The organism is Shewanella youngdeokensis, from assembly GCF_033180165.1.
Lineage (GTDB): Bacteria > Pseudomonadota > Gammaproteobacteria > Enterobacterales > Shewanellaceae > Shewanella > Shewanella youngdeokensis.
The window spans coordinates 1,762,807-1,778,990 of the sequence record NZ_CP136522.1 but is presented as its reverse complement, the minus strand read 5'-3'; the positions used below and the strand labels follow the sequence as shown (position 1 = coordinate 1,778,990).

Here is a 16,184-nt window from a genome sequence, read left to right as displayed (position 1 = left end):
GCTAAGCTTGCCGGCATTTTTTTTAATCCAATTTAGTTAATCAATATCTTGCATCGGCCACAACACGATGTGATCTTCGATTTCGCGCACTTTTGTTTCGCAAACCACTTTGCCAGCTACAGACATACCCGCTAGGATCATCGCTTCTTTTGAGCCCGTAATAAGCGGGTGCCAACTTGGCAACGTTCGGCCTTCATTTAAACGCCGGTAAGCGCAGCTATCTGGCAGCCACGTAAGTTCTACCAAGTTTTCTAACGTCACTTTTGTACAAGATGGTACAAAACTGAAACGCTGTTGATAATTTTGGCAATGGCCCAGTTTTGAGTCTAACAGCTTACAGCCTGCATTTGTGTAATAGAGCTCTTCGGTATCATCGTCTATTAACTTATTAAGGCAACATTTGCCACAACCATCACATAATGATTCCCACTCAGTGGTGCTCATTTCTGCCAGTGTTTTTTCATTCCAAAATGCCATACTAAAACTACTTTATCTATATGTGCTTCAAAAGGTATTGTGCACTAGCGCTCGGTTGCACAGCACTAGTGAACGATATAAAGGTATTGAGGGAAGGCAAAAAATGCAGATGAATGACCCGCGCCCAAGCTGTCGCAGGTTACCAATTTGTCGCTCCCCTTTTTGAGGTAAATACTAATCAGGGTTATAGCCGATCTCTTTTTTATGCTCTTCTAATAAATCGACCACTGGAGGAGGCAGTTGCAAATAATAACCTTTGTCCATCAAATCAGTTTTCACCTTGTTGATATCGGCAAAACCTAAATGGTCACGCTTATTAATCGGTAGCAGCATCACCAACTTTGGTTCACCAAACATTTTCATCAACGCTTCAGGAACACGTTCAAATTCATTACGTTTTTCAACAAAAAGGTAGCTATCAGCTTTTCTTAAACTTTTATATACAGCACAGATCATATACGACTCAATTTCCAGACTATTCAACTTGCCAGCTTATGCTGCACACTATAACATGCTCTGTTAGGAATTTAATGGATATCAGCGCTACGCTGAACTTTTTCTAGAGAGTTATACAGGAATGCAAACACCCAGCCTCGAATTAAAAGGCTCCTCTTTTACTCTCTCGGTTCTGCATATCAATAGTCAAGATATGGCAGTTATCGCAGCGGAGTTAGATAGTAAGCTTGCTATTGCGCCTCAATTTTTTATTGGTGCCCCCTTGGTGGTTAACTTAAGTGCAATTAAAAACAGTGACTTTGACCTGGCCAGTTTAAAGAATATTTTAACCAGCCGACAACTAATCATTGTAGGGATCACCAGTGCTCTTCCTGAAATATGTTTAATAGCCAAATCAATCGGCTTAGCCATTATAAAATCAGGGAAAGCGGCTTCAAATCAGCCTCAAATGCCTAAGACAACCAAAATCGTCAAACAAAATATTCGTTCTGGCCAACAGGTTTACGCTAAGAATGGTGATTTGATTGTGATTGGTGCTGTAGGTAATGGTGCAGAAGTAATAGCAGATGGTAGCATTCACATTTATGGCACACTGCGTGGTAAAGCAATGGCTGGTGCTGCCGGTGACAAGAACGCCGTAATAATGGCACAAAAAATTGAAGCCGAATTGGTATCTATTGCAGGTCAATACTGGTTGACGGAAAATCTTCAGCAAAACGGAGCCGCTACAAGCGGTTGTATTCGCCTCGAAGGCGAGTCGCTTACGGTTGAATCATTGCCTCTGTAAGAGCGCAAATAAAAGGAATAGTAAATGGCGCAAATTATTGTTGTCACATCAGGAAAAGGCGGAGTTGGGAAAACAACCTCAAGTGCAGCTATTGCAACAGGTCTTGCACTAAAAGGTCACAAGACTGTTGTCATCGATTTTGATATTGGTCTACGTAATCTAGATCTAATTATGGGCTGTGAACGACGTGTCGTTTATGACTTTGTGAATGTGATTAATGGCGAAGCTAATCTTAATCAAGCACTGATTAAAGATAAGCGTTGCCCTAAATTGTATGTGTTACCCGCTTCTCAAACACGTGACAAAGATGCGTTAACTAAAGAGGGTGTGGGCACTGTACTTGATAATCTTGCAAAAGATTTCGAATACATCATTTGTGACTCCCCTGCGGGTATTGAAACTGGCGCAATGATGGCACTGTATTTTGCAGATGTTGCCATTGTTACCACAAACCCAGAAGTGAGCTCAGTTCGAGATTCAGACCGTATTTTAGGCATGCTGCAAAGTAAATCTAAACGCGCTGAAGAAGGCCTTGAGCCAGTAAAAGAGTACCTTTTGCTTACTCGTTATTCACCTGCTCGTGTCACCACCGGTGAAATGCTCAGTGTAGAAGATGTCGAAGAGATCCTCGCCATTCCGCTGTTAGGTGTTATTCCTGAATCACAAGCTGTATTAAAAGCTTCTAATTCTGGTATACCTGTTATTATAGATGAAGAGAGTGATGCTGGCATGGCTTACAGTGATGCTGTTGAGCGATTACTAGGTGAAGAACTCCCATTCCGATTTCTTACTGTAGAGAAGAAAGGTTTCTTAAAACGAATTTTTGGTAGCTAACTATGTCATTACTTGATTATTTTAAAACAAAGAAAAAACCGAGTACTGCAGCAACGGCTAAAGAACGACTGCAGATTATTGTTGCCCACCAACGTGGTGAACGTGATGCTCCTGATTATTTCCCGCAAATGAAGCAGGAAATTATCGCGGTGATCCGCAAATATGTTCAAGTCGGAGCTGACCAAGTATCAGTACAAATTGATCAAAATGATGAAAATTTGTCAGTGCTTGAACTCAATGTGACCTTGCCTGAGTAAGTGTAACAAGGGTAAACACCACTGCTGGATTATCAACAGCTAAATTGACAGTGTTTTACCCCTTGAGTCAGCATAAAAATGCCCGCTAATTGCGGGCATTTTTGTTTTCACTAGCAGTACCGCTAATGCCAAGATCGGGGATTAAGCTTTATAAGTTTAGTGCGTTTAATGCATCACTCACAATTGTTTGACGCCAGCCCTTTAGTACTAACGGCAACTCACCTTTTTTCCCGTCCCATACCCACTGTAAATACTCATGGATAAATTTCTTTGACCCAAGTAATTCAATGGGTACATTTTGGGCTTCAGCTTGTTCAACAAGGCATTGCTTGATACTTTTGAAAGTCGCTTTATAGCCAGTTTTAAGCGCGAGTACATCCAGTGGCTTAGGTAAGTCTTCATAGTCAACTGACGCGATAATTTTAATCAGATCTTTACCATGAATACGTCTTTCCTGTTCGGTTAACTCCGACATTTTATATAGGTCATTAACGCTCGTTGGCATTTTTTTGGCTAAAGCGACCAAAGCATGATCTTTAACGACAAAGCCAAGCGCAAGATCTTTAACTAAAGCCCGCTTTAAACGCCAATCAGCTAGCGCTTTTAACACCGCTAGTTGCCGAGGCAGTAACTGGTACGCATTTTTTACTTTAAGGTAGGCAATATCTGGATTAGGTGCATCGAGTCGACCTTGAGTCATACGCTCACCATCTTCATAAACCCAGTCTAATCGTCCAAGACTCTCTAGTTTTTCAACCAATTGAGGGTAAAGTTCATACAAGTAATATACGTCGTTAGCAGCGTATTCTAGTTGAGCATCCGTTAAAGGTCGCTTGAGCCAATCTGTACGTGACTCGCCTTTATCTAGCTTAATACCAAGTGTTTGTTCAACTAACTTTGCATAGCCTAATCCATGCCCCATACCACAAAGCCCCGCGGCAATTTGGCTATCAAACAGCCTAGTCGGCTGACATTGACCATTATTAGCAAAGACTTCTAAATCTTCACTACATGAATGCAGTAACTTCACAATATTGTCGTCAGTTAACAATGACCAAAACAAGCTAAGGTTGGTCACTGCCAGAGGATCAATCAGTGCTAACGTTTTACCATCATAAGCTTGGATAAGTCCGAGACGGGCGTAATAAGTACGCGTTCGCACAAACTCAGTATCAATTACGAGTAACTTAGCTTGACTGTATTGGGCTACGAGCGCTGCTAGGCTGGCATCATCGTCAATATATTGAAACGCTAACAAAGTCTTCTCCAAAATCTTTAAATAATTCGAACTTGGTCTTAGAATGCAAAAAGCCGGCATATGCCGGCTTTGTGAGATAAAAGTGGCAATCACCACCTTAGACTGAAAGTGCTAAACGTTCTTAGCTTCATCTCTCAATTCGCGACGCAGGATTTTACCTACATTCGATTTGGGTAATTCATCTCTAAATTCTACCAGTTTAGGGATTTTATATCCCGTCAAATGTTTGCGGCAATGCTTGATAACTTCCTCTTTGGTTAAAGATTTATCATTTGCAACAATAAATACTTTGACCAATTCGCCCGATGCAGCATTCGGTACACCTACAGCGGCGACTTCTAACACTTTACTGTGTAATGCAACAACCTCTTCAACCTCATTAGGGAAGACGTTGAAACCGGAAACCAAAATCATGTCTTTTTTACGATCGACAATATAGAGGTAACCTTTTTCATCCACATAACCAATATCACCTGTTGCCAAGTAGCCGTCACTATCGATAACTTTAGCTGTTTCTTCTGGTCGCTGCCAATAACCGAGCATAATTTGCGGTCCTTTAGCAAAGAGCTCTCCGGTTTCACCTTGCGCTAGCTCCTTACCTTCATCGTCACGAATTTGGATAGACGTGTTCGCCACAGGGAAGCCGATAGAGCCATTATAGCCTTCTGCTTCGTTATGTGGACAGCAAGAGACTAAAGGAGACGCTTCAGTTAAGCCATAGCCTTCAAATAAACAAGTATTAGTAATAGCTTGATACTGATCAGCCACAGAGCGCTGAACTGCCATGCCGCCGCCAATAGATAGCTTCAAATTTGAAAAATCTACTTTTTTGAAATCATCAGAATTAACTAATGCATTAAATAACGTATTTACGCCAGTCAACGCAGTAAACGGATACTTAGCAAGCTCACCGATAAAGGCAGGGAGATCTCGTGGATTGGTAATTAATAAATTATTCGAGCCTTTGTGTAAAAACAGCAGACAGTTAACCGTCAAAGCAAAAATATGATAAAGCGGTAACGCGGTTACCACTAATTCTTTGCCGTTTTTAAGTAACGAGCCATAAACTGCATCAGCCTGAAGTAAATTAGCCACTACATTGCCATGACTTAACATGGCACCTTTAGACACCCCAGTCGTACCGCCTGTATACTGTAAAAATGCTAAATCATTACTTTTAACAACAGGTTTTACATACTGTAATCGACGCCCTTTAGACAAGGTTTTACGCATCGAAATGGCATGTGGAAGGTGATACTTAGGTACCATTTTCTTCACGTATTTAACGACAAAGTTTACTAAGGTTCGTTTCGGAGCACTGAGCAAATCACCAAGCCCAGTTAAGATCACACTTTCAATAGGGGTATCGGCAACGACCTTTTCTAGTGTATGTGCAAAATTAGACACGACTACAATGGCTTTAGCACCAGAGTCGTTAAGCTGATGCTTTAGCTCTCTTGGAGTGTAAAGTGGATTAACATTCACAACGACCATGCCGGCACGTAATATACCGAACAATGCGATAGGATATTGCAGCAAGTTAGGCATCATAATGGCAACACGGTCACCTTTATTTAGCTTTAACTCATTTTGGAGATAGGCAGCAAATGCGCGACTACGCTCTTCCAATTTACGATACGTCAACATTGCACCCATATTGATGAATGCGGGCTGATCTGCATATTTAGATACCGATTGTTCTAATAGATCGACAAGTGATGCATATTGCTCAACGTCTATTTGAGACGGTATATCGTTTGGTAGATTATCAATCCAAATTGGGTCCACAAAAATCTCCTAAAATTTCCACTTCCAGTGAAAAAATACTGCAACGGTCGTTAGCAGCCTGCCAAATCAGCAAGCTAAACACAGTTATAATTTTATTTTTATCAGAAACGCGAACAAATCATACAAGCGTTTAAATTTTGATTATCATCACATAAATGATAACAAAATCCTAGTCTCTTTTGTTGTCTTTATCAGACAAGAAATGATCAATCGCAAATGACACCTCTGCTGCATTTCCCATATGCAGGTGGTGGTCCCCCGCGAGTTCTTTAAGCTCCAATCGATTAAACCAGCGTTTTGCAGTCGGTATTGCGCTACGCAGCTGAGAAAAACCCTGTTGGCCACAGATAATTAATGTCTCGACCTCATGAGCATGCATTAATGCATCAACTTGGGAGTAAGCCTGTCTTAATGGGGAATCTAATTTTAAGCGGGGATCACTGCGCCAGCATACTCCAGAATCGACTTTTTTCATATTACGTTCAGTAATAATTTCGCACCATGCCACATCTAACGCAGTTAGTTTATGCCGTGCATTGACAGCCACAGAAATGTCCCGATAAACGTTGGTATCATTTTGTTTAGATTGTAAATAACGTTGATGTGCTTCAAAACTATTGTTGAGTCTTTGCTTCGCTTTACTCTCTTTTTCGTACAAGGGTGACAAAGCTTCAATTAAGATCAATTTATCAACTTTGTTGGGAAAGGCCGCGGTATAAGCAGAGGCGATAATCCCCCCCATTGAATGCCCTAAAATAGCCACTGGTTGCTGATGCTCTGGCAGGGCAAGCAATAAGGCGTCTAAATCGTAGAGGTAATCAATCCAATGTAGCGGATAATGCCCTGGTCGATGTTCAGAAAAACCATGACCAGGCCAATCTATTGCCAATATTTGATAGTTAGATAAATGTTGGCTGAGAGGTAAAAAGCTATCGGCGTTGTCTAGCCAGCCATGCAACGCCAATATTAATGGTTTGTCCTGCGTACCCCATAATTTTGCTGTGAGCTTAATATGAGGTAGTTGAATTGATATTTCATTTGCTTGATCGCAGAACAGACTCATAATTTCCGTTATTTTTTGATGAATTTCAGTGTCATTCTATCGCTTTCACCTATCGCTAGATACTTTTCTTTGTCTTGTTCATCAAGCGCTAAACGTGGCGGTAAAGTCCATACTCCCTTAGGGTAATCCTTGGTATCTTTAGCGTTAGCATTGACCTCACTGCTCGCGACAAATGTAAAACCTGACTTTTCGGCCAACGCAATCATTTCAGCTTGATCCATATAGCCGGTCTTTGCATCCATTCCTGGATTAGCTCTATGTTCAACAATACCAAAAGTACCACCCGACTTAAGGACGTTATACGCCGATTTAAATACCGGCTCCAAATACCCTTTCATTGCCCAATTATGTAAATTTCTAAAGGTTAATACCACATCGGCGCTGCTATCATCACCCAAAGTATAATTCAGTGGTGGTTCAAACGTGACGGTGGTGGCATTACCCAGCTTAGTTTTGTTTTCACTTAACCATTGCTCAAATTTTCGTCCGGCTTTAGCCCGATATCCATTACGCTTTGCTTCATCAACAGGATTGCCGTCAAAATTTCCGCCTATGTAATGTCCCTTTTCTGCTAAATAGGGCGCGAGGATCTCAGCGTACCAACCACCACCTGGCCACAATTCGACCACGGTATCGGTGGGTTTAACATCAAAAAATTCCAACGTTTGCTTTGGGTGACGATATTGATCTCGCGCACTATTTTTTGCTGCTCGAAAATCACTACTAATAACAGTATCTAATGCTACATTTTCATGGGCGAATGCAGCATGACTAACTGCAAGTGAACTCAATAGACCAGTAAAGGCTAGGCTGACCGCAAGTGTGTTGATTTTCATTTAATATCTCCGTATATAAACTGGCTTCAACCTAGCAGCCAATTGCTCAAAATCCAAGCAAAAGCAACCGCGATTTATATTTGAGAACTAAAAACCAAAATTATGAAGATAAAGATGGGCTAGCGTTCGCATCAACTTTACGCCAGCAAAGTAGCAACATGCAGGCACTGGTAGCTAACCAACAAAGTACCCAAAACCACGCCGGCAGCCAGGTTTGTGCTGCAAGCATATTAGCGTCACCCTCATTTTGCAGACCAAAGAGCACCGTTGGACTGGCAAGCGCATTTAGCATGACCATTAATGCCATAATCCGTAAACTCGTGGCTAAAAAACGATTGAGCTTAAGCTTTAGCGGCAGCAAAAATAACAATGCTAACGACATTAATATAGATATGGTCAACACATCCCTAGCCCAGAGTAAAATGGTAATGATGACGCCAGTTCCCAATAAGCCAAAACTGAAGCGGATCCCTTTTTGCCAAGTGGCAAAAGTAAATATTAGGTAGCCCCATAAAGCCGCCCCAAAATAACCAGAAAAACCGATAGCTAACGGCCAACCTCCCTGACTAAAACACAGACCGGCACCATTAGGAAACAATTGGATATGACTAACTACACCACCACTAAACAGTGTGGCTAAGCCATGTGATAACTCATGAAAATAACTCTCAAGCCATTTAAAAGGCACACTAATAAAAGGCAATTTAGTCACTAAAAAAGCAACCAATAGCTCAATTAAAAAACGCGAACGGCTGGGAGTCCCCGAAGAGGGATTAGGCTGATAAGTACTAGAGTTAGGCATAGGTATCTATGCCGACCATCTGTTGGATCTCTTCTCTTTTGGCAGCATGTTGATTTGTTAAATATGCAGCAATTGCCCCACTTTGCCCACGCGTATCAGATTCATATTCAATATGGGCACCTAAGCGAGATTTTAGGCTTGCGGCATCTTCATTATAATCGTTAAAAAAGTACGACGGTTGCGCTTCAATAGGTAAAATCGGCGCAGCAGTGGATTCTGACACAACCGTTGCCGGTTGTGCACTTACCGATTTATTAACCTCGACCGGCTTATTAACTCCTGCTTTGGTCGGTCCAAGCTGTTGTGAAAGGATCTGAATCAACAAATAGCCCTTTAATGACTAAACGAAAAACAAACGGACGCTACTACTCTTTACCCGGAAGTTTTTTCCAAGTAACTGTGTCACGTAAATACACCGGTGCTAGCTCGTCAACATCCGTACTTAGCCCTTGAGTATAACCATGGCGAGCCAATACCGTCATATATTTAGCATCAGGAAATTTAGCCTCTACACACTCATTTAAACCACCTGCAAGCGCTAATAATTCAGGATACGCTTCAAACCCTGTACCACAGGCCGTAATCGCAGTGCTCTCATCTAAGCTTAACACTATCGCTTCTGGGGCGCTAACGACCTCTTCATTAACCAATGTAGCCACACCATCAACACTCACAAACTGCCCCCAATAGACTTCACCCATACGTGCATCTATAGCCGACAGTACTTGCTTGGCACCGGCTTCAATTGCAGCTTGTGCCATGGTTGCAAGCGTAGAAATACCAATTACAGGGATAGACTGCCCAAGCGCTAAGCCTTGAGTAATACTGCTGCAAATTCGGATCCCAGTAAAACTGCCTGGGCCTCTGCCGTAAGCTATCAAATCAACATCTTTCAATTTGAGTTCAGCTTGGGCCAACACCGATTGAACCATGGGTAATAGTCGCTGACTATGTTCACGGGGCGCATCAGCTTGTTCACTATAAGTGTTACTCTGATCCGTTAATGCAGCAGAGCATGACTCGGTACAGGTATCTAACGCAAGTATATTAAGTGAAGATGCTTTTACTAATTGTTCTGTCATGTATTACTTACCAATACTCATTAATCAAGCTCAACACGAGAAAGGTGATTCACGTATTGCAGCAAAAACCAGCGGTCATACTCAGTCCTATTAACCAAGTTCAATTACAACCGCATCAGTTAACTATAAAGAGTGCGATTATACCTAACTCCCCCACATGCTTTAAGTAGCAATGCAAAATAGTTTTGTCATATACGCGCATTTTTAAACCAATACGACCGATAACAACGAAACTAAAAAAGATTCTACCGAGATAACTCTCCCCTGTGGGGCTACAAATTAAATATCTTCGTTAAAACGTAAATATTCAACGATGTGTGTCCTCTATTTGTTACAAACATACACGGTTTAATCTTGCTTATACTCACCATAGCAGCGCTATCAATGTTAACATTAAACCGTAATTGTTAAATATTTTTATAATTAGTTAAATTGGGGATCTAAAAATGAAGGGACTAACCCTTAAACCATTGGTTGCCGCTATTGCAATCACGCTGACTGTTAGCGCTTGTAATAATGCAGAGCAACATACAAACAACAGCACCAACACTCAACCAGCCGCTAGCGTTGTGATTGCAGATAAAGTTGAAGCACAAGCAAGTAACCCTTTTTTTACAGCCTATGACACCTATTTTGGTATTCCAGATTTCACAAAAATAAAACCTGAACATTATTTACCCGCCTTTAAAGCCGGTATTGCACAGCATCACGCTGAAATCCAGGCCATTATAGATAATACCGATGCCCCCTCATTTACCAACACCATTGAAGCAATAGAATTTGCAGGCGACCTAAGAATAAAAGTCGCCAGTGTATTTTATAATCTAACTAGCGCTGACACCAATAAAGAGTTACAAGCTATCTCGAAAGAAGTTTCACCTATGTTGTCTTCTGCCAGCGACGATATTTTATTAAATGATGCGCTCTTCCAAAAAGTAAAAGCGGTTTATGCTCAACGTGACAGCTTAAACCTTAACGTTTCTCAAGCTAAATTATTAACCGATACCTATAAATCTTTCACACGCGGTGGCGCTAACTTAAATAGTGCGGACAAAGCTAAGCTACGTGCACTTAACGAAGAAATAGACAAACTTGGGCTTCAATTCGGTGACAACTTATTAGCTCAAACCAATGCGTTCGAATTAGTCCTAGACAGCGAAGAGCAACTGGCAGGCCTCCCTGATGACGTCATCAATACTGCTGCACAAACCGCAACAAAACGTGGCCACATAGGCAAATGGGTATTTACAACTTCTCGCCCTTCAATTACCCCATTTTTAACGTATGCTGACAACCGTGAACTTCGTGAAAAAATCTACAAAGGCTATATTGAGCGCGCAAACAATAACGACCAGCACGACAATAAACAAACCCTGGCAAAAATGGCCGCGCTACGGGCTGAACGTGCGCAATTGATGGGATATAAAACCCATGCGCATTTTGTTTTAGAAGAACGTACCGCACAAACACCTGAAAATGTTTATGGTTTACTAGATAAAGTATGGCCAGCCGCGCTTGCTCAAGCTCAAGCCGAAGTCGCAGACATGCAGCAATTGATTGACTCTACTGGGGGAGACTTTAAGCTCGCTGCTTGGGACTGGTGGTATTACTCCGATAAAATTCGCGTTGCTAAATACAGCTTCAACGAACAGCAAACACGCCCATACTTTTCACTTGAAAGTACCTTAAAAGGCGTGTTTTATACCGCAAATCGCTTATTCGGTATAACGGTAAAAGAGCGTACCGACTTACCTAAATACCACGAAGAGGTTCGCACTTGGGAAGTATATGATAAAGAAGGTGAGATCATAGCCATCTTTATGGGCGATTACTACGCCCGAGACAGCAAACGCGGTGGCGCTTGGATGAACTCTTATCGTCAACAATACAATATGAATGGTGTCGATTCGAAACCTATCATTGTTAATGTACTTAACTACCCTCGCCCAGTTGGTGATGACCCTGCGCTACTGACCTTCGATGAGGCCAGTACCTTGTTCCATGAGTTTGGTCATGCACTACACGGTATGCTGTCTGATGTAAAATACCGCTCACAAGCAGGCACGTCAGTCCCACGCGACTATGTTGAGTTTCCATCACAAGTAATGGAAAACTGGATGACTCAACCCGAAGTGTTAGCGCAATTTGCTAAACACTACAAAACCGGTGAAGTTATCCCGCTAGAGTTGGTTAAAAAAATCCAAGCTGCAAGTAAATTTAACCAAGGGTTTGCAACGGTTGAATACATGGCCGCGACTAAACTGGATTTAGATTGGCACACAGTGACCGACTTTACCCCAAAAGACGCGGCTAAATTTGAAGCTGATTCACTCAGCAAAATGGGCTTGATTAACGAAATAGCGCCGCGATATCGCAGTACTTATTTCTCGCATATTTTCTCAGGTGGTTACTCAGCAGGTTATTACAGTTACCTTTGGTCTGATATTTTAGGTGCCGATGCTTTTGAAGCATTTAAAGAAAATGGCATTTTCGATAAAGCGACCGCGGATGCGTTTAGAAAAAATATTTTATCGCAAGGTGGAAGCGAAGATCCGATGAAGTTGTATAAACAGTTTCGCGGTAAAGAGGCTGGAATTGATCCTCTACTACGTAGCCGCGGATTATTAAGCAAATAACCCACAGCAAAACCGTAACAATATTAATACCTAAATCGCTATTTTAAATCAAAAAGCACACTTGATAAGTGTGCTTTTTTTGTTGCTAAACCTTTAAAAGCAAACATAAAAAACAACAAACCTCTCTATTTCGTGATGATAAATAAAGCTAACGAACCAATGCCGCAAGTAGACCTGGAATAACGCTTCAAAAAATTGCGCTAGATCAAGAAAACCAACTAAGGAGTCACTATAATCTCGCCCGCAAATAGTGAGTTATGCCAAAAATAAACCTATTTGTTGTTTAAGAAGAGCGGGTTGTCTTCTTGGGGTCAAAACAATTATAAAGAGAATGGATATGTTAAACAAAAAGCTATTAGCTGTAGTTATCGCATCAACATTGGGCCTAACGGCTTGTGGTTCTGATGACACAATTGTATATGTAGATAGTGGATACGCAACGGTTGCAACAGAAGGCAAAACACTCACCAATACACCTGACGTTATCGTTAAAAGCGAAAATGATGTTGATGAAGTAACAATTTCTATCGGCGCAACATCAGATCTTCATGGTCGAATTTTTGGTTATGATTACGCACTTGATACCATCGATGATGATGCAGGTCTAACCCGTATTGCCACATTGCTTAATACTGAAAAAGCAGCCAACCCGAATATGATCTTAGTTGACATCGGTGATACCGTTCAAGGTAACTCTGCGCAACTATTTAATGATGATCCAACTCACCCAGTCGTTTCAACACTAAATGCACTTGATTTTGATCTATGGGTTCCAGGTAACCACGAATTCAACTTTGAACGCGCGTTTGTTGACCGTAACCTAAACCACTTCAACGGTGCAGTAGTATCAAATAACATCAAATGGGAATCAAACGACGCAAATTATATTCGCGCATTCCAAATATTTGAAGTTGACGGCGCTAAAGTTGCCATTGTTGGTGTAACCCCTTCAAATGTGCCTAACTGGGAAGCATCTGCACCAAGCCATTTTGCCGGTCTAAAGTTTGATGAAGAGTTAGCATCGACTCGTGCAGCGGTTGATGAACTGATTGAAAAATACTCTCCAGATGTCATTGTCGGTGCGTTCCACATTGGTCGTAGCTCAGATGCAGGTGCTGGCGTACATAAAATTGCGGCTGAACTTGCTGATAAATTTGACGTGATCCTAGCGGGTCATGAGCATGCGACTTACATCGAAAGTATTCAGAAATCAACTGACGGTAAAGTTGTCGATACCGATATTTCATTCGGCAAAGGCACTGAAGAAGACAAAACGCTTTCTGGTACCTACAACGAATCTAACCGCGCAGAAAGTGTTAAAATTATTGAGCCAGGCAAATGGGGCTCAGCGCTTGCTAAAGCTGAAATTAAGCTTAAAAAGAACACTGATGGCAAGTGGGAAATGGTTGATACGACGCTAAGTAACCTATCAACTAAAGGTGTGGAAGAAGACCAAAGCCTTAGCTCACAATTCCAATACATTCATGACATTTCAAAGAACGATGCTCAAATCGTACTTGGTAAAGTCGTCGGTGATTTCACGCCAGGTACTGGCGCAGATGAAGCGATTCATAAAGATTACGACAACGATGCGGGTCGCTTATACACCACGATCCATACCGCTAAAGTCATCGACACTCCACTCATGGATTTCATTAACCAGATCCAGATCAGTAAAACCGGCGCTGTAGTCTCTGCCGCATCGCTATTCTCTGACAGCTCAAACCTGGTTGATGGCCAAGATTACGCGAAGAAAGATTCTACTAACCTGTACAAATATGATAACACCCTTGTCGGTGTCAACATGACAGGTGCGAACCTTAAGCGTTATATGGAATGGTCATACTCATATTTCAATGCTTATAAAGAAGGCGACTTAACCGTTTCGTTCTCTAAAGGTATTGCTGCATACATGTACGATCAATTCGACGGTGACATTACTTTCGTTGTTGATTTAGCGGGTGAAGTTTTCGAAATGGATGGCGATCACAACATCCTCAATGAAGGTAGCCGTATTGAAATCACAGAGATTGGCGGTGAGCCATTTGACGAAAATGCAACCTACAAAGTGGCATTAAACAGCTACCGTTGGGGTTCAGACATCCTAGCTTACGGTTGGGCGACGACAGCTGATATTTACTATGATTCAGTGAACGAGCCTATCTACGCTATTCGTGACATGTTAACTGACTATGTAGCGACAAACCAAGGTGTTAACGCTGCGGACTTCACTAACCAAAACTGGGAGTTCAAGCAGTATCAAGCTAACGGTGCTATCACGCAACTACGTAACGATGGCGCTGAGGGTGAAGCACTTTGGAACCGCCTAGTTAATCAAGAAATTTGTGTTCAAATTGATCTTGATAATGCTAAGTACCCAGCAATTGCTACTTCACTTAATGTGAATGACAACAGCACGTACTTTGTAAACCCTAATGCGGGTGATGCAGATCAAACTGTAGTTTACCAAGGCTGTAACCCACAATAGAGGCCTTTAAAGAGGACGCTGTTAATCCTCTAATGTCTTTATAAGGTTATAAATAAGATAACTCTGGCAATTTAGCTGGAGTTATCTTGTTTTAACTCCAATAAAACCACTTTAACTACCATGATTTACAGACAACCAGCTTCTGTGAAAATCGGCATATAAAGTGCAAAAAAACAACAGTAAATACCTATGCTACGAACTTATCGTTTCACCCTATTTATCACTCTTTTATCAACACTTATATTTTACTTCTCGCCAAGCTTAAGTGAACACTTAAAACCTAAACAGCCTGTCGAGCAAGTGTTTGTAGAAGCCAAAGTGCTTGAAATGCTCTCCAGTCAACTCGCGCCAGATGCGAGAGTGCCGTCAATCATGACCGGCAAACAGATCTTTAATGCCCAAATATTGGAAGGCGACCTCAAAGGAAACATAGTCGAAGTTAATAACCCACTTAGCCGGCAACACAACGTACTTGTTTCTGAAGGTGATACTTTCATCATGATGATCCGTGAAACAGCCAATGGCACAGTTTATTGGGCTTATAACCATAAACGCTCTACTGCTATTTATTGGATGTGTTTTGCATTTTTAATATTACTGCTCTCATTTGGTAAAAAAGAAGGGATGAATTCTGTCGTTTCGCTATATTTTACAGCAGCATTGATTATTGGTGTTTTAATACCTGCAATTTTTGCAGGTTGGGATCCAGTGTTAGTTACCATTTTTTTGATGGGACTAAAGATTGTAGTTAATTTTATTCTTGTTTCAGGTTATAACCGCAAAAGTTTTTGCGCTATGGCGGGTACGTTACTTGGGGTGATCTCTGCCGGGATCATGGCGCAAGTGTTTGGTGAATTTGCACATTTATCGGGTATTTACTTAGATAAAGGGGAAGATGTGATTTACCTTGCGACCCAGCCAATTCAAATCCGCTGGTTGATGTTTGTCGCGATAATGATCTCAGCATTAGGCGCGGTTATGGATGTTGCAATTTCAATCGCATCTGCCTACAACGAACTTAAGATCACCGATCCGAAATTAACCCCAAAACAGTTAATGCGAGCCAGTATGAATATTGGCCGAGACATTATGGGTACCATGACCAACACGCTTATTCTTGCATTCGCGGGTAGTTCATTAACGACGATTATGATGGTTTGGGGACTTGATATGCCGCTCGATCAGTTTATCAATACCCCAGTGATCTCACTCAGCATCATACATGCGCTTGCGGGAAGCGTAGGTATTGTGCTTACCATTCCAATTACGGCATGGCTAGCGCGTTATATTCTAAGTACTACGGAGCCTCGCTCCCAGCAATAAGCAAACAAAAAGTAATATCATGCCAGTAAGCTAGTTTTATTGTGCTTACTGGCAAGTGGTTTTTAAAACCAAGAGCCAGTAATAATGGCTAGATATT

Annotated in this window: 15 protein-coding genes; 6 read left to right on the top strand and 9 right to left on the bottom strand. The window is 41.6% G+C overall.

What is annotated here, in order from left to right; all coding sequences use genetic code 11:
* Positions 1-36 precede the first annotated feature (36 nt).
* Together RGE70_RS07665 and RGE70_RS07660 are read right to left on the bottom strand one after the other, a co-directional pair.
* On the bottom strand, positions 37-477 hold the full coding sequence (locus RGE70_RS07665) for a YcgN family cysteine cluster protein (RefSeq protein WP_310470899.1): 441 nt from the start codon (positions 475-477) through the stop codon (positions 37-39).
* 174 nt (positions 478-651) lie between these two features.
* Positions 652-933: a YcgL domain-containing protein gene (locus tag RGE70_RS07660; RefSeq protein WP_310470898.1), complete on the bottom strand. Its 282-nt coding sequence runs from the start codon at positions 931-933 to the stop codon at positions 652-654.
* Positions 934-1,054: 121 nt separating this feature from the next.
* Between RGE70_RS07660 and minC the strand changes: the two genes are divergently transcribed.
* Genes minC through minE form a run of 3 tightly spaced genes read left to right on the top strand, consistent with a single transcriptional unit; the run spans position 1,055 to position 2,811 of the window.
* Positions 1,055-1,720 carry a septum site-determining protein MinC gene (minC, locus tag RGE70_RS07655; RefSeq protein ID WP_310470897.1) on the top strand — a complete coding sequence of 222 codons (666 nt, stop codon included), beginning with the start codon at positions 1,055-1,057 and terminating at the stop codon, positions 1,718-1,720.
* Between the two features lie 24 nt (positions 1,721-1,744).
* Entirely contained in the window at positions 1,745-2,554 is an 810-nt protein-coding gene (gene minD / locus RGE70_RS07650) for a septum site-determining protein MinD (protein WP_310470896.1), read from the top strand.
* Between the two features lie 2 nt (positions 2,555-2,556).
* Complete coding sequence (minE, locus tag RGE70_RS07645) at positions 2,557-2,811, top strand: cell division topological specificity factor MinE (RefSeq protein WP_310470895.1); 255 nt, start codon at positions 2,557-2,559, stop codon at positions 2,809-2,811.
* Between the two features lie 148 nt (positions 2,812-2,959).
* Here the strand turns inward: minE and rnd are convergent, their stop codons facing one another.
* From rnd to tsaB, 7 genes are all read right to left on the bottom strand, one after another.
* The gene (gene rnd, locus RGE70_RS07640; RefSeq protein WP_310470894.1) at positions 2,960-4,069 is read right to left on the bottom strand and encodes a ribonuclease D; all 1,110 of its coding nucleotides are present in this window, start codon (positions 4,067-4,069) and stop codon (positions 2,960-2,962) included.
* Positions 4,070-4,180: 111 nt separating this feature from the next.
* Positions 4,181-5,857: a long-chain-fatty-acid--CoA ligase FadD gene (fadD, locus tag RGE70_RS07635; RefSeq protein ID WP_310470893.1), complete on the bottom strand. Its 1,677-nt coding sequence runs from the start codon at positions 5,855-5,857 to the stop codon at positions 4,181-4,183.
* Positions 5,858-6,026: 169 nt separating this feature from the next.
* Positions 6,027-6,920, bottom strand: coding sequence for an alpha/beta fold hydrolase (locus RGE70_RS07630; protein WP_310470892.1), 894 nt, complete (start codon positions 6,918-6,920; stop codon positions 6,027-6,029).
* An 8-nt stretch (positions 6,921-6,928) separates the two neighbouring features.
* Positions 6,929-7,756: a class I SAM-dependent methyltransferase gene (locus RGE70_RS07625; protein WP_310470891.1), complete on the bottom strand. Its 828-nt coding sequence runs from the start codon at positions 7,754-7,756 to the stop codon at positions 6,929-6,931.
* Positions 7,757-7,856: 100 nt separating this feature from the next.
* Complete coding sequence (locus RGE70_RS07620; protein WP_310470890.1) at positions 7,857-8,558, bottom strand: M50 family metallopeptidase; 702 nt, start codon at positions 8,556-8,558, stop codon at positions 7,857-7,859.
* Entirely contained in the window at positions 8,551-8,877 is a 327-nt protein-coding gene (locus RGE70_RS07615) for a hypothetical protein (RefSeq protein ID WP_375087938.1), read from the bottom strand. Before RGE70_RS07615 ends, RGE70_RS07620 begins: the two co-directional genes overlap by 8 nt.
* A 46-nt stretch (positions 8,878-8,923) precedes the next feature.
* Positions 8,924-9,640 carry a tRNA (adenosine(37)-N6)-threonylcarbamoyltransferase complex dimerization subunit type 1 TsaB gene (tsaB, locus tag RGE70_RS07610; RefSeq protein ID WP_310470888.1) on the bottom strand — a complete coding sequence of 239 codons (717 nt, stop codon included), beginning with the start codon at positions 9,638-9,640 and terminating at the stop codon, positions 8,924-8,926.
* Between the two features lie 446 nt (positions 9,641-10,086).
* On the opposite strand from tsaB, the gene RGE70_RS07605 reads away from it, so the two are divergent.
* The 3 genes from RGE70_RS07605 (at position 10,087) to RGE70_RS07595 (ending at position 16,087) form a co-directional block, all read left to right on the top strand.
* On the top strand, positions 10,087-12,276 hold the full coding sequence (locus tag RGE70_RS07605) for a M3 family metallopeptidase (protein ID WP_310470887.1): 2,190 nt from the start codon (positions 10,087-10,089) through the stop codon (positions 12,274-12,276).
* A 337-nt stretch (positions 12,277-12,613) separates the two neighbouring features.
* Complete coding sequence (locus tag RGE70_RS07600; protein WP_310470886.1) at positions 12,614-14,764, top strand: bifunctional metallophosphatase/5'-nucleotidase; 2,151 nt, start codon at positions 12,614-12,616, stop codon at positions 14,762-14,764.
* A gap of 189 nt (positions 14,765-14,953) precedes the next feature.
* Positions 14,954-16,087, top strand: coding sequence for a YibE/F family protein (locus tag RGE70_RS07595; RefSeq protein WP_310470885.1), 1,134 nt, complete (start codon positions 14,954-14,956; stop codon positions 16,085-16,087).
* Positions 16,088-16,184: the final 97 nt, after the last annotated feature.

Coding starts and splice junctions, on each gene's coding strand:
- RGE70_RS07665 (WP_310470899.1), bottom strand. CDS start 477: ATGGCATTTTGGAATGAAAAAACACTGGCAGAAATGAGCACCACTGAG.
- RGE70_RS07660 (WP_310470898.1), bottom strand. CDS start 933: ATGATCTGTGCTGTATATAAAAGTTTAAGAAAAGCTGATAGCTACCTT.
- minC (WP_310470897.1), top strand. CDS start 1,055: ATGCAAACACCCAGCCTCGAATTAAAAGGCTCCTCTTTTACTCTCTCG.
- minD (WP_310470896.1), top strand. CDS start 1,745: ATGGCGCAAATTATTGTTGTCACATCAGGAAAAGGCGGAGTTGGGAAA.
- minE (WP_310470895.1), top strand. CDS start 2,557: ATGTCATTACTTGATTATTTTAAAACAAAGAAAAAACCGAGTACTGCA.
- RGE70_RS07630 (WP_310470892.1), bottom strand. CDS start 6,920: ATGAGTCTGTTCTGCGATCAAGCAAATGAAATATCAATTCAACTACCT.
- RGE70_RS07625 (WP_310470891.1), bottom strand. CDS start 7,756: ATGAAAATCAACACACTTGCGGTCAGCCTAGCCTTTACTGGTCTATTG.
- RGE70_RS07620 (WP_310470890.1), bottom strand. CDS start 8,558: ATGCCTAACTCTAGTACTTATCAGCCTAATCCCTCTTCGGGGACTCCC.
- tsaB (WP_310470888.1), bottom strand. CDS start 9,640: ATGACAGAACAATTAGTAAAAGCATCTTCACTTAATATACTTGCGTTA.
- RGE70_RS07605 (WP_310470887.1), top strand. CDS start 10,087: ATGAAGGGACTAACCCTTAAACCATTGGTTGCCGCTATTGCAATCACG.
- RGE70_RS07600 (WP_310470886.1), top strand. CDS start 12,614: ATGTTAAACAAAAAGCTATTAGCTGTAGTTATCGCATCAACATTGGGC.
- RGE70_RS07595 (WP_310470885.1), top strand. CDS start 14,954: ATGCTACGAACTTATCGTTTCACCCTATTTATCACTCTTTTATCAACA.